At 70.6% G+C, this 13,857-nt stretch carries 11 protein-coding genes; 4 read left to right on the top strand and 7 right to left on the bottom strand.

The annotated features are described in order from the left end of the window. The first annotated feature begins 161 nt into the window (after nucleotides 1-161). Together OG206_RS03620 and OG206_RS03615 are read left to right on the top strand one after the other, a co-directional pair. Nucleotides 162-1,298, top strand: coding sequence for a S1 family peptidase (locus tag OG206_RS03620; RefSeq protein WP_327122172.1), 1,137 nt, complete (start codon nucleotides 162-164; stop codon nucleotides 1,296-1,298). A gap of 753 nt (nucleotides 1,299-2,051) precedes the next feature. Continuing rightward, nucleotides 2,052-3,191 (top strand): DUF1996 domain-containing protein, encoded by a 1,140-nt coding sequence (locus tag OG206_RS03615; protein WP_327112079.1) that lies wholly within the window; start codon nucleotides 2,052-2,054, stop codon nucleotides 3,189-3,191. A gap of 235 nt (nucleotides 3,192-3,426) precedes the next feature. On the opposite strand, the gene OG206_RS03610 is transcribed toward OG206_RS03615, so the two are convergent. The 5 genes from OG206_RS03610 to OG206_RS03590 all read right to left on the bottom strand — a co-directional run bounded on the left by OG206_RS03610 (nucleotide 3,427) and on the right by OG206_RS03590 (nucleotide 8,549). Next, on the bottom strand, nucleotides 3,427-3,816 hold the full coding sequence (locus OG206_RS03610; protein WP_327112077.1) for a hypothetical protein: 390 nt from the start codon (nucleotides 3,814-3,816) through the stop codon (nucleotides 3,427-3,429). 151 nt (nucleotides 3,817-3,967) lie between these two features. Beyond that, a complete protein-coding gene (locus OG206_RS03605) occupies nucleotides 3,968-5,326 on the bottom strand; it encodes a GH1 family beta-glucosidase (RefSeq protein WP_327112075.1) in 1,359 nt (452 codons plus the stop codon). A 20-nt stretch (nucleotides 5,327-5,346) separates the two neighbouring features. After that, a complete protein-coding gene (locus OG206_RS03600; RefSeq protein ID WP_327122171.1) occupies nucleotides 5,347-6,186 on the bottom strand; it encodes a carbohydrate ABC transporter permease in 840 nt (279 codons plus the stop codon). 28 nt (nucleotides 6,187-6,214) lie between these two features. Then, the gene (locus tag OG206_RS03595; protein ID WP_327112073.1) at nucleotides 6,215-7,222 is read right to left on the bottom strand and encodes a carbohydrate ABC transporter permease; all 1,008 of its coding nucleotides are present in this window, start codon (nucleotides 7,220-7,222) and stop codon (nucleotides 6,215-6,217) included. A 13-nt stretch (nucleotides 7,223-7,235) separates the two neighbouring features. Next, nucleotides 7,236-8,549, bottom strand: coding sequence for an ABC transporter substrate-binding protein (locus tag OG206_RS03590; RefSeq protein ID WP_327112071.1), 1,314 nt, complete (start codon nucleotides 8,547-8,549; stop codon nucleotides 7,236-7,238). A gap of 143 nt (nucleotides 8,550-8,692) precedes the next feature. On the opposite strand from OG206_RS03590, the gene OG206_RS03585 reads away from it, so the two are divergent. After that, nucleotides 8,693-10,036, top strand: a complete 1,344-nt coding sequence (locus tag OG206_RS03585) for an ROK family transcriptional regulator (RefSeq protein WP_327112069.1) — start codon at nucleotides 8,693-8,695, stop codon at nucleotides 10,034-10,036. 75 nt (nucleotides 10,037-10,111) lie between these two features. On the opposite strand, the gene OG206_RS03580 is transcribed toward OG206_RS03585, so the two are convergent. Then, a complete protein-coding gene (locus OG206_RS03580; RefSeq protein ID WP_327112067.1) occupies nucleotides 10,112-11,191 on the bottom strand; it encodes a LacI family DNA-binding transcriptional regulator in 1,080 nt (359 codons plus the stop codon). A 209-nt stretch (nucleotides 11,192-11,400) separates the two neighbouring features. Between OG206_RS03580 and OG206_RS03575 the strand changes: the two genes are divergently transcribed. Beyond that, complete coding sequence (locus OG206_RS03575) at nucleotides 11,401-12,669, top strand: transglycosylase family protein (protein WP_327112064.1); 1,269 nt, start codon at nucleotides 11,401-11,403, stop codon at nucleotides 12,667-12,669. Here OG206_RS03575 and OG206_RS03570 read toward each other — a convergent pair. Next, a complete protein-coding gene (locus OG206_RS03570) occupies nucleotides 12,639-13,814 on the bottom strand; it encodes a DMT family transporter (RefSeq protein ID WP_327112062.1) in 1,176 nt (391 codons plus the stop codon). The genes OG206_RS03575 and OG206_RS03570 overlap by 31 nt on opposite strands. Nucleotides 13,815-13,857: the final 43 nt, after the last annotated feature.

Raw genomic sequence — 13,857 nt, 5'->3', positions numbered from 1 at the left:
CGCCGAATCCCTTGACGTCATTGGCATGGACCTGCCTATCGAACTGGACTACAGTCCGTAGTGGCACCTCTGAGAGCGCTCTCACGGCTCTGGGGTGCTTCCTGTTCCACCCCCACGAAGCTGGAACAACAGAAGGGGCAACTCCCTTGAGACACACGACGATGGTGCGGACCGGTCTCTCCGCACTGCTCATCATCGGTACATGGGCGACGGCCGGCCTCACCCAGGCCTCCGCGGCGGACTCCCCCTCGGCCTCCGCGGAACCGCAGGCGTCCGCGGGGATCATCGAAGCCATGCAGCGCGATCTCGGGCTGACGAAAAGCCAGGCGCGGGCCCGGCTCACCGCCGAGAAGGCGGCGACGGCGCTGGAGGGCACGGCGCGGGGCGCGGCCGGAGCGGCATACGGCGGATCCTGGTTCGACTCCGGCAGTGGCAGGCTGACGGTCGCGGTAACCGACAGCGGCGCGGCGCGTGCCGTCCGGGCGACGGGGGCCGAGGTCCGGGTGGTCGACCACACGGCGCGCCAACTCGACGCGGTCAAGAGCCGGCTGGACGCCCTCTCCGCACCGCAGGGCATCAGCAGTTGGCACGTCGACCCCCGCGCGAACACGGTCGTGGTCAACGTGGTCGCGTCCGAAGAACGTGACAACGATGTCCGCGCCTTCGTCGCGAAGGCCCGCGAAGCCGGTCCCGTCGCGGTGGAGCGGACCGCTGAGGCGCCCCGGACCTTCGCCGCGGGAACGGTCGGCGGCGACCCGTACTACACCGGCAACGTCCGCTGTTCCATAGGCTTCTCGGTGCATGGAGGTTTCGTCACCGCAGGGCACTGCGGCCAGGCGGGTGGCGCCGTCAGGGGCTGGGACGGCTCGGCCATCGGCAACTTCCAGGGGTCGTCGTTCCCCGACAACGACTACGCCTGGGTGAACGTCGGCAGCGGCTGGTGGACCGTTCCGGTGGTCCTCGGCTGGGGCACCGTGTCCGACCAGTTGGTGCGCGGCTCGAACGAAGCCCCCATCGGCGCCTCTGTCTGCCGCTCCGGTTCGACCACGCACTGGCACTGCGGCAGCGTCCTCGCGAAGAACGAGACCGTGAACTACAGCCAGGGCGCCGTCCATCAGATGACCAAGACCAGCGTCTGCGCCGAACCGGGCGACTCCGGTGGCTCGTTCATCAGCGGTGACCAGGCGCAGGGTGTCACCTCCGGCGGCTGGGGCAACTGCAGCGGCGGCGGCGAGACGTGGCACCAGCCCATCAACGAGATCCTCAACCGCTACGGGCTGACCCTCCACACCGCCTGACGCAAGAACTCCGCCGGCTCCGGACGGACCGACGGAGCGTGACCGGTCTGCTGCGGCAGCAGGGTGGCCCCCTGCCGCAGCAGACCCGCGTGCGGGCGGCTCCGTCGTCCACCGGGGCCAGGGGCGTGGTGTGCCGTGACGTCGGAAGTCGAGCCCGGCGTCTACCGGCACGTCTGCGCAACCGCGCCCCGGCGAGTGCGCGGGCCGGAGCTGCGTCTCCGCGCGGACCCCCGGCGAGTACGCGGGCCGAACGGCCGCCCCTGTGCGGGCGGCTTCCGAGCGGTGGGGCGTTCCCCCCGGCCACGCCGTCACCGAGGTCGGCGACCGGGCCCCGTACGCCTCCCCGTGCCGTACGGAATCGTCGGACATCCCGAGCGAATCGTTCTCCATGCTCCGACGCCGCGCTTCCGGTGGCGATGCCCGGCCGCCCTCTCGCCGGCCTCCCCCTGCCGTCCCCTCGTTCGCCCGCGGGAGCGGCGCTCTGAACGCCCCCCGGCGGGAGCCCCGTTCACCAACTCTTGACATGTTCTCGGCAGTGGCGTAACACTTGGCAACGTCTGGGAGAGCGCTCTCCCGCAGTATTCGCAGGGCACGTTCTCGTCCCGCGTGTTCTCCCCAGGCGCGTTCACGCATGGCAGGTCTCGCACGGCGGCGCACCCCTGAGGGCTCTTCCGTCGCGACGCAGCATCCAGCTCCACTCTCCCCCCGCCGCGCACCCGATGTGCGCGGATGCAGAGCGGCACGGAGGTCCGCATGGCCGAAAGATTCAGCAGAAGCACCCTGATGTCCGCCCTCGTCGTCGTCGCGGCCCTGGCCCTGGTGGTCATGGGTCTCACCGCGATCACGGACGCCGGCGCGACAGCACCCGGTGGTGCTCCGACGGCAGCCGGTGAACCGGTTGCCGTCTCACAGGTCGCGCAGGGAGGTTCGGGACAGCACGTACAGGGCCACGTCATGGCCGCGGCCGCTCCCGTCCCCTCCGGTGACGACCCCGACGGTGACGGGTACATCCCGGCGAACCCGCCGGTCACCGGGGTGGTGCCGTCGACCGAGATCCCGCCCCACCGGTACTTCCACGAGTTCCAGGCGAACTGCTCGGTCAACCACACCGGATCGGTCGACCCGATCGTCTATCCGGGGCAGACCGGCAAGTCCCACAACCACACGTTCATGGGGAACAGCACCACGAACGAGAACAGCACCACCGCGTCACTCGGAGCGGGCGGCACCGTGTGCAGGGCGCCGGGCGACCGGTCCGCGTACTGGATGCCGACCCTCTACAACGGAAACCAGGAAGTGCGGCCGGTCGGTCCGCAGACCATCTACTACAAGGCGGGCGTCACGGACTACCGGACCGTGCGGCCGTTCCCCAAGGGGCTGCGTTTCGTCGTCGGCAGTCCGACGCAGACGGTCGACCAGTTCCGTGACCACCCGGGCACGGTCGAGGGTTACGAGTGCGGTGAGAGCTACCGCAACTTCGAGTTCCCGGCCACCTGCCCGACGAGCCGGGACACGCAACTCAACCTGCGCATGCAGGCACCCAGTTGCTGGGACGGCACGCACCTCGACACGCCGAACCACCAGGCCCACATGGCCTATCCGATCGTGATGGGCGCCAACCAGGACGTGTGCCCCGCCAGTCACCCGGTCGCCCTGCCGATGATCGAGTTCAAGATGGCCTGGCCGGTCAACGGCGACATGTCGCAGGTGAGGCTGGCCAGCGGCACCGGCCACTCCTTCCACTACGACTTCTTCAACGCCTGGGACGACGCCACGCTGGCCGCCATGGTCCGCCACTGCGTCGTGGGCGGGCTCCAGTGCGACGCCCGGGGCTATGACCAGAACAACCCCGGCGCCGGGGCCGCGCTGAACGCGAACTACGAACTGCCCTGATTCCCGGACCCTCCGGGTCTCCCCGCTGGGCGTGGATCATTCGCGCCCAGCGGGGAGAGCGCTCTCCCCGCTGGCGGCTCGGCGGAGCCGGCGGTCGGCTGCACCGGCCCTGTCGCACCGTCCCACTCCCCGCCGGCGGCGCGGCCGCGAAGTCTGCGGCGGGCCAGAGAATTCCTTGGCCCGCCGCGGACTTCGTGCAGGGGCGACGCGGGCCGGTGCGGGCGTGCCGCGCGGGTCAGGCGGACCCCTCGGCCCCGTCGGGGCCCTCGTCGTCGGAGCTCAGTTCCTCCGCCCGCAGTGCCAGGTCCTGGAGCACATCGGCGGATGTCACGTCCTGCTGCCCGGAGTCGTGGATCTGTGCCAGCGCGATGAACGCCAGGGTGAAGGCGCCGACGAGCTGCTCGACGGCGCCGCCCACCTCACGCCCGACCAGGACCGCCATCTCCTCGACGCTGGCGTCGGAGGGAACGGCGATGTGCGGCATCGTCTCGTTGAGGAGGGTCGTCACCATGCTTCCGCCCGCGTCCAGGTCGCCGCTGCCAGTGTCCTCCTCGGCCTGGCGCTGCATCTCGCCCGCCTCCGTGAGGATGCCGATCACTCGCTTGAGGACTTCGCTCTGCTCCATACGGTGAGCATATGTGCCGGGGCCTCCCGCCCCCCACGCATGCGGATGGTGCCCCCGAACGGCTTCCGGCGGTGCGCGGAAGGGCGGAGCCCCCGGTCACCAGCGGTCGGGGCCGCTGGGCCGGGGGCGCGGGCTCGGCCCGGAGACGGGGTCACACCGCCGTGCGCGGCCTGTCGCCGGTGAGCTCGCGGATGAGTTCCGCGTAGCGACGTCCGCTGCTCTTCACCGTGCGGCGCTGTGTGGCGTAGTCGACGTGGACCAGGCCGAAGCGCTTGTCGTAGCCGTACGCCCACTCGAAGTTGTCCAGCAGCGACCAGGCGAAGTAGCCGGCCAGCGGCGCTCCCCGGCCGACGGCGCGTGCGCAGGCGGCCAGGTGTTCCTCCAGATACCGGGTGCGCTCCGGATCGTGCACCGAGCCGTCGGCCAGGACGACGTCCTGGTAGGCCGAGCCGTTCTCGGTGACGTAGATGCGCTGCGCGCCGTACTCCTCGGTGAGCCGCATCAGCAGCTGCTCCAGGCCCTCGGAGTGGACCTCCCAGTCCATGTGGGTGTGCCGCGCCCCGGGGAGGTGGATCTGCCGGGCGTGCGGCACGGGTCCCTGGGGGTCAGCGGTGACGATCTGGCGGAAGTAGTAGTTCAGCCCGATCCAGTCGAGAGGAGCCGCGATCGTGTCCAGGTCGCCGGGCAGCACGGGCAGCTCGACGCCGTACAGGTCGAGCATGTCCTGCGGGTAGCCGCGGCCGTGGATCGGGTCCAGCCACCAGCGGTTGATGTGTCCGTCCGCGCGTACGGCGGCGGCCAGGTCGGCCGCTCCGGCGCTCGCGGGCTCGATCGGGCTGAGGTTGTTCACGATGCCGACCCGGGCATCGGGGGACTGGGCGCGGATCGCCCGTACGGCCAGTCCGTGCCCGAGGTGGAGGTGGTAGGAGGCGCGCACGGCTGCCGTGAGGTCGGTGAGGCCCGGGGCCATCTTCCCCTCGAGGTGGCCGATCCATGCCGAGCACAGCGGCTCGTTGAGGGTCGCCCAGTCCTTCACGCGATCACCGAGGCGTTCCACGACGGCGGAGGCGTAGGCCGCGAAGTGCTCCGCGGTCTCCCGGACGGTCCAGCCGCCCCGGTCCTGAAGCGCCTGCGGCAGGTCCCAGTGGTAGAGCGTCGCGAACGGGGTGATCCCGGCCTCCAGGAGGCCGTCCACGAGCCGGTCGTAGAAGTCGAGGCCGGCCTTGTTCACCGGTCCGTCGCCGCCGGGCACGACGCGGGGCCAGGCCACCGAGAAGCGGTAGGCGCCGGCGCCGAGCTCCTTGATCAGCCCGATGTCCTCCGGGACCCGGTGGTAGTGGTCGCACGCCACGTCGCCGTTGTCACCGTTGTCGATGGTGCCGGGCGTGTGCGAGAAGGTGTCCCAGATCGACGGGGCGCGGCCGTCCTCCGCGACGGCCCCCTCGATCTGATAGGCGGCCGTCGCGACGCCCCAGGTGAAGTCGGCCGGGAGGGCGTTGAGGTCGTTCACTGACTGCCTTTCCTTGTCGGTCACTTGACTGCCCCCGCGGTGAGCCCGGCGACGAGATAGCGCTGCAGGAGCAGGAATCCCGCGACGACGGGCACGCTGACGACGAGCGACGCGGCCATGACCTGGTTCCAGTACACGTCGTTCTGGGTGGCGTAGCCCTGGAGGCCCACTGCCAGGGTCCGGGTGGCGTCGTTCGTCATCACGGAGGCGAACAGCACCTCGCCCCACGCCGTCATGAAGGCGTACACCGACACGGCGACGATCCCCGGCACCGCGGCCGGCACCACGACACGGAACAGCGCGCGGATCGGGCCGCAGCCGTCCACCAGCGCCGCCTCGTCGAGGTCCTTCGGGATGGAGTCGAAGTATCCGATCAGCATCCAGATGGAGAAGGGCAGCGAGAACGTCAGGTAGGTGAGGATCAGCCCGCCCCGTGAGCCGTACAGGGCCAGGCCGGTGCTGTTGCCGATGTTGACGAAGATCAGGAACAGGGGGAGGAGGAAGAGGATCCCCGGGAACATCTGCGTGGAGAGCACCGTGACGGTGAACGCCCGCTTCCCGCGGAAGGTGTAGCGGCTCACCGCGTACGCCGAGAACACGGCGATGGTGACGGAGAGCGCCGTCGCGGCCCCGGCCACGATCAGGGAGTTCACGAAGTACTTGGCGAGCGGGACGGTGTCCCAGATGTCGAAGTAGGGCTGGATCGTCAGATCCCCCGGGATCCACTGGAACTTCCCCGACACATCCTGGAGCGGCTTCAGCGAGCTGCTGACCATGACGTAGACCGGCAGCAGGACGAAGCCCGCGAGCAGGGTGAGGACGATGCGGCGGGTCCAGAGGAAGGACTGGGGTGCCGCCATGGGGGACCGGACGCGTGACCGGGCGGGGCTAGGCATCAGCGCCCTTCCTTCCGCGTGAGGTGAAGAACAGGTAGACGGCCGTCACGACCAGGAGGAACAGGAGCAGCAGGACGGACATCGCCGATCCGCTGCCGAAGTTCCAGGTGACGAACGACGACTGGTAGATGTGGATCGAGATGAGGTCGGCGCTCTCCGGCGCCGACTTCCCGAACAGGACGTACGGCGTGTTGAAGTCGTTGAACGTCCAGAGGAACAGGACCAGCACCAGGACCTGGTTGACGGGCCTGAGCGATGGCAGCGTGATCCTCCGGATCTGCTGCCAGATGCCGGCACCGTCGATCGATGCGGCCTCGTAGAGCTCGCGCGGGATGTTCTGCAGCCCGGCCATGAGCATGAGGAAGGCGAACGGCCAGCCCTTCCACACGGAGACGATGATCAGTGCGTAGATGCTGTTGTCACCGATCAGCCAGAAGGACGGCTGGTCGGTCAGCCCCAGCTGGTCGTGGAGGACGTGGTTCACCAGTCCGTTGTCGCGCTGGAACATGAACGCCCACGTGATGACGGCGGCGTAGACGGGCAGGGCGTACGGGACGAGGAAGACGGCCCGCAGGAAGCCCCGGCCCCGGAAGCTCTCCTGCAGCATGATCGCCGCGGTGATCCCGAACAGCCACGCCAGTCCGACGGCGAAGAACGTGAAGACGCAGGTGACGAGGAACGAGTGGAGCAGGGCCTCCCCGATCGGGGCGTCGAAGTCGACGGCGATCCGGTAGTTGTCGAGGCCGCTCCAGGGCGCCCCGCCCCAGTTGTTGATGAAGAACTGTGTGAGCTGGCGGAAGCTCATCACGATCCCGATGATCATCGGGATGATGTGGATCAGGAGTTCGAGCAGGACGGCGGGGAGCAGTAGGAGGTAGGGCAGTCCGCCTTGGCGGATCCGGTCGGGGATGCGCGGCAGTCTCCTGCGCGCATCCCCGGTGCCCGTGCTCCTCACCCCGTCCGGCTTGTCGACCTTGGGATCGGTGGTCACGGCGGTCATGAAGAGTGCCTCACTACTGCTGCATCGTCTGCTGCGCCTTTTCCAGGCGCGCCTTGACTGACTCGGTCGTCACGGGCGTGCCGGCCGCGGCGTCCGCGAACAGCTCCTTGACGGCCGTACCCACCGCGGTCTCGAACTGCGACTCGTTCGGCACCTGCGGCAGCGGGGCCGCGCTGGTGGCGAGGGTGTCACGCAGGACCTTCAGCTCGGGAGCGGAGAACGCGGCGTCGGACTGGGCGGCCTTGACGGGCGGGATCGATCCGTAGGTCTTGCAGAGGATCTTCTGCTCGTCGTCGCTCGTCATGAACTTCACGAACTTCTTGGCACCGTCGATGTTCTTGGTGTTCTTGAACACCGCCATGTTGATGCCGGCCACCATGGAGTTGGTCTGCTTGCCCGTGCCGGGAGCACCCGACGGGACCGGGACGGGAGCGACGCCCCAGTCCTCCGGCTTCATGCCCTGGGCGGCGAAGGTGGTCGCGGCGGCCTGCCAGAGGACCATGGCCGTCCGGCCCTTGGCGAAGTCGGTCAGCGACTGGTTCTGGGCGTACTCGGCGTTGCCCGGGGCGATGATCTTGTCCTTGGCCATGAAGTCGACGTACTGCTTCACTGCCGCGACGGCGCCGTCGGACGTGAAGTCCGCCTTGCCCTGCTCGTCGAAGAAGTCGGCACCGTGCTGCTGCCCGAGGGCGAAGGCCTGGTGGATGTTGTTGGAGAGGTTGGCGCCCTCGGCGCCGAGGGCCCACTTGCCGTCCTTGGAGAGCTTCTTGCCGTCCGTGACGAGCTGCTCCCACGTGGCGGGCGGGGTGCTGATGCCCGCGTCCGCGAACATCTTCTTGTTGTAGTAGAGCGCGTACGACAGCGAGTAGAGGGGCACCGCCGCCGGCGGCTCGCCCTCCTTGCCGGCCGAGGCGACCGCCGAGTCGATGAAGCGGTCACGGCCGCCGATCGCCTCGAAGTTCTTGTCGTCCCAGGGGAGCAGTGCCCCGGTGGCCTGGAGCGACGCCGACCACGTGTTGCCTATGTTCAGCACGTCCGGGCCCTGTCCTGACGTGGTGGCGGCGAGGATCCGGTTCAGCAGGTCCGCCCAGGGGACGACCTCCAGCTTCACCTTGATCCCGGTCTCCTTCTCGAACTTCTTCAGTTCGGGGGTGAGGATCTTCTTGTCGGCCTCGATGCTCGGACCCTGGTTGGACGCCCAGTACGTCAGAGTCTTCGGGGACTCGTTGCTGCCTCCCGCCGACGACGTCCCGCCCCCGCAGCCGGTGACTCCGGCGGCGACGGACATGGCGAGGGTGACGGCTGCTGCGGCTCTGAGGTGACGCATGAAAGGTGGCCCCTTTCCGGGGAGGGCGGGGTCCGGGAGCCGAACCGCCCTTCCGCTCTTAATTTAAGATGTGATTTAAGAGGTGAGGAAAGTGCGCGTCAAGTGCTGGGGCCGGGGTATGTTGCCGGGACGAAGGGAGCACCATGGCTGAGCGCAGCAGACGGACCGTGCGTGACCTGCGAAGGGGCAATCGGGCGAGGGTATTGCAACGGTTGTATGTCGACGGCCCGTTGAGCCGTCAGGAGCTCGGCCCCGCGACGGGGCTGAGTTCGGGATCCATCAGCAACGTGGTCGCCGAGCTGGCGTCGGAGGGTCTCCTGGAAGAGGCCGGCATCGTGGACTCCGACGGTGGGCGCCCCCGCACCCTGCTGCGCATCGCCCCGGACAGCGGGCTGTTCGTGGGCATCGACATCGGTGAGACGCGGGTCCGCGTGGAGCTGTTCGACCTGTCGCTCACGGAACTCGCCCGGACCGACCGCCTGCTCGCCCAGCACGGGTACGACGTCGAGCGCATCGTCAGTCATGTCCGCACGGGCGTGTCCGACGTCCTGCGCGACGCCGGCGCCGACCCCCGCATGCTGCTGGGCATCGGGATCGGGGTGCCCGGCATCATCGAACGCGACGCCCCGGAGGCGATGGGAGGTCCCGGCGCCGTCGTGCACGGTCAGACCATCGGCTGGAGCGCCGTGCCCTTCGAGCGGATGCTCCGTGAGGCCGTGGACGTCCCGCCCGAGGTGCCGTTCTTCATCGACAACGGCGCCAAGACGCTCGGGCAGGCCGAGATGTGGTTCGGGGGAGGGCGGGGCGCCGGCGCTGCCGCGGTCGCACTCATCGGCTCCGGCGTGGGCGCGAGCGTCAACCGGGGGAACATCCTCGACGAGGACCTCTCCGACGCGGCCCTGGAGTGGGGCCACACCACCGTGCAGCTGAGAGGGCGGCGGTGCCGCTGCGGCTCCATCGGCTGCCTGGAGGCGTACGCGGGTGCCGAGGCGATGCGCGAGCGCTGGCAGGAGGCCGGCGGCCCACTGCCCGCCGACGCGGACGACGAGACGGCCCTCGCCGCCCTGCTCGCCGCTGCCTACCCGGACGCCGCCGAAGGTGTCCCGGACCCCGTCGCGGTCTCGATCCTGGACGAGACCGCGGAATGCCTCGGCGCGGCACTGGCCGACCTGGTCAACCTCTTCCTGCCCGAGCGCATCCTGCTCGGCGGCTGGGCCGGCCTGCTGATCGGCCCCCATCTCCTCCCGGACATCCGCCGGTACGCCCAGGAGTACGCCCTCCGCCACGCGGTCGCCCGCACCACGATCGACCTGGGGCACCTGGGCCCCGACGCGGTCACGGTGGGGGCCGCGACCCTGCCGCTGTCCGACTTCCTGGCACGCGGCGGAACCCGCCCCGCACCCGTCCACGTGGCGCCGGCGCCCGAGGCGCCCGAGCGCTCACCCGCCTCGATGATGCGGGCCCGCGGCCGTACGGCCACGAGCTGAGGGACATGAGGGCGTGAGGCCGCGGTGGGTGCCGACATCCCTCGCCTCCCGCGTGCCCGGGGGAGGCGGTGTGGCCTACGCGGAGTCCCGTACCACCAGCACCGGTTCGAAGACGACCGACGTCACGGGGCGGTCGGGTGCCGCCAGGCGGTCCAGCAGCAGCGCGCTCATCTCGGCCGCCATGTCCTCGACGGGCTGACGGATCGTCGTGAGCGGCGGCCTGCACGCGACGGCGGCGCTGCTGTCGTCGAAGCCGATCACCGCGACGTCCTCCGGCACCCGTCTGCCGTGATCCCGCAGCACGTGGCAGGCTCCGGTCGCCATCAGGTCGTTCCCGGCGAACACCCCGTCCACGTCCGGGTGTTCGGCGAGCAGCCGTTCCATGGCGGCCTCACCGCTCTCCTGGGTGAACTGCCCCTCGACGGAGGGCGCCGAACCGTGACCGTGGCGCTCCATCGCGTCCCGGAACCCCGCGAGCCGCTCCTGGGCCGCGAGTACGTTGAGCGGCCCGCTGATGGCCGCGATCCTGCGGCAGCCGCGTGCCACCAGGTGTTCGGCCGCGAGCCGGGCGCCCTCCCGATGGGCCAGATCCACATAGCTCATGCCCACCGGCCGTGCGGGGCGCGCGTACAGCACCGCGGACAGGCCCGCGTCCGTGATCATGCCCGGCAGCGGGTCCCGCGCGTGCGTCGACACGATCAGGGCGCCGTCCGCGCTGCCCTGACGCAGATACGACACCACTTCCTCCCTGGCGCGTGACGTCTCGGCGAACATCAGCACCGGATGCATCCCGCGAGGCCGGAGGTAGTTGACGACTCCCGTCACCACCCGGCCGAAGAACGGGTCGGCGAACACCTGGGCCGTGAAGGACCCCTCCGGGGCGGTCACGGCCCCGTCCTCGTCGTCCGGTTCGGCCCCCGCACCCGACACCACCAGGGCGATGGCGTCGGTGCGCCGGGTGACCAGGGAGCGGGCCGCGCGGTTGGGCGCGTAGCCAGTGACCGACACCGCCAGGCGCACCGCTTCCTGGATGGCCGGATCGACGTTCCGCACGCCGTTGATGACCCGAGAGACAGTGGCGCGCGAGACGCCCGCGGCCTTCGCCACGTCCTCCAGGGTGGGCGCCGCACCGGTCGGCCGCAGAGCATCCGTCATGAGCGCATTTATAGCATCGTGCGGGCACCCGGATAGAGCGCTCTCCCGCGAGGAGGTGTCCGCGATGACCTCGCGATCCCGGTCGGCCACCGGGTCGTGCGCCGGAGCGCGTGCGAGGCGGGTATGGGCCCTTCACTTGTCACCGGCCTTTGCCTGCCCATAAGTTGGCCGCTTGCGACGTGTCCTACTGCCAGTGGGGGAGCCTGATCATGGCCGCGAACGGACGGCACCGCAGATACCAGCCCAGCCGCATCAACCGTGCTTCGCTCACGGTGACGGCCGGAGGAGCGGGCATCGCGCTCCCGCTGCTCACCGCCGCCTCGGCCGGCGCCGGCTCCATCGACGTCTGGGAGAAGGTGGCCGCCTGCGAAGCAACCGGCAACTGGCACATCAACACGGGCAACGGCTACTACGGGGGACTGCAGTTCACCCGGTCGACCTGGGCCGCCTACGGCGGCACGGCCTACGCCCCCCGGGCCGATCTGGCCACCAAGGGCCAGCAGATCGCCGTCGCGGAGAAGGTGCTCGACGGGCAGGGCCCGGGGGCCTGGCCCACGTGTTCGGCGCGCGCGGGGCTGAAGCGGGGCGACGGCACGCCCGACGTCCTCCCCCAGTCGCGTCCCGGCGCCGAGCGCGTCGGGACCGCGCGCGACAAGACCTCCGGCGCGCCGAAGGGCACGGCCCGTGACGCGGCGGCCAGGACATCGCCGACGTCCGTGCCCGGCAAACGCGACTCGTACACGGTGGCGCACGGGGACTCCCTCTCCGGCATTGCCTCCGCCGAGCGGGTACGGGGCGGATGGCAGCGTCTGTACGCCGCCAACCGTGCGGTGGTCGGCTCCGATCCCGACCTCATCCTCCCGGGCCAGCGGCTGTCCCTCGATGCCGCCGCGACGCCGAAGACCGCTCCGAAGCCGGCCACGGCCGCCCCGCAGCGGAAGGCCGCACCGGAGAAGCCGGCCCCGAGGCAGAAGGCCACCGAGAAGACCGCACCCGGAACCACTGCTCCGAAGGCCGCGCGGAAAGCCGCCCCGGAGCCCGCCGCCCGCAGCGAGAAGAAGACGGCCCGTCCGCACTCCGGATTGACGGCCCCCGTGACGGCACGGACCGGGACCCCTTACCACCAGGCGGGTTCGTGGTCGAGCGGCTATCACACGGGCGTGGACTTCCCCGTACCCACCGGCACCTCCGTGAAGGCCGTCGCATCGGGAAAGGTCGTCTCGGCCGGCTGGGCGGGCGCGTACGGCTACGAGATCGTCATCCGGCACAGCGACGGCAGGTACAGCCAGTACGCCCACCTCTCCTCACTCCACGTCCGCGCCGGCCAGCAGGTGGGCGGCGGCCAGCGGATCGCGCGCTCGGGATCCACCGGCAACAGCACCGGGCCGCACCTGCACTTCGAGATCCGCACCGGTCCCGGCTACGGATCCGACGTCGACCCCCTCGCCTACCTCAGGGCGGGCGGCGTCAGCGTCTGAACGGCCCCTGTCCGGTCCGCTAAGTCGTCCCGGCGGGACCGGCCCCCGGTGGCGGGCTGTCTCCCGGTGAACTCCACACGCCCGCTGCCGTGGTCCAGGGGGAGGGTCAGCGGCAGGGAGAGCGCTGTGGGCGCCGGGAAGGGCGCCGGCAGACGCGTGCCCGAGCGGGCCGCAGGCTTCGCCGGTTCCGGCAGCTTCACCTCGGGAGGCGAGCCGGCCTCCTCCGCCCCGTCGACCGCGGGCTCCGGGTCACCCGTCCCGGTCTCCGGTGGCTCGGGGGTTCGAGCCAGGGTGCCGGCGGGCTCCGGCGAGCGCCGCTCCCGGCTCACCCGCTCGGTGGTCAGCAGTACCAGACCGGCCGCGGCCAGCGCCCCGCAGGCCAGGGCGAGCAGGGTTCCCGTCAGGCCGTAGCGGAACTGTTCCCCGAACAGGGTGATGCCCACCGCCGCGGCGACCACCGGGTTGACCACGGTGACCGTCGCGAGCGGCGCCGTGAGGCCCGCGCCCCGGTAAGCGGCCTGGGAGAGCAGCAGTCCCGCGGCAGCGAGTCCCGCGATCACGAGCAGGGTGGGGAGCCCGGAGCGCACCGACCCCGAGGTCCACTCCACCGCCACGGTCTTCGTGAACACCGATGCCATACCGAAGGTGATCCCCGCGCCGGTGGCGAGCACCACGCTGCGCGGCATGGGCCGGTGCAGCCCCTTGGCGAGGACGAGCACGACGACCACGGCGCCCGCCGTCCCTGTCGCCAGCATGAACTGCTCCCGCCCGGCCAGCGAGTGCGATCCCGCGCTCCCCGTCAGGGCCAGCAGCCCCGCCAGGCCCACCGTGGCCATCACCGCACCCCGCCACGCCGTGCGGCCCGCCCTGCGGTGCACGAAGACCGCGGCCATGGGCAGTGCGAAGACGATCGTGAGCGCGCCGAGGGGCTGTACGAGGCTGAGCGGTCCGTACGCCAGTGCCACCACGTGGAGGAGCGCCCCGACGCCGTTCAGGCCCACGGCCACCCACCACGCGCGGTTGCGCAAGGGCGCGTACGGGCGGGTGCCGTCGGCTGCGGCCACGCGCTCCTGGACGATCGCGCCGGCCGCGTAGGCGACCGCGGAGACCAGTGACAACAGCACGGAAAGCGCGAGGGAACTCATGTACACCACGATGTCCCGTCGGAGCCGCCGCGTCGTCGTCCCT

It is taken from the genome of Streptomyces sp. NBC_01341 (genome assembly GCF_035946055.1).
In the GTDB taxonomy this organism is placed as follows: Bacteria; Actinomycetota; Actinomycetes; order Streptomycetales; family Streptomycetaceae; genus Streptomyces.
Note: the sequence above shows the minus strand (reverse complement) of the source record. Positions and strands in the feature narration are given on the sequence as shown.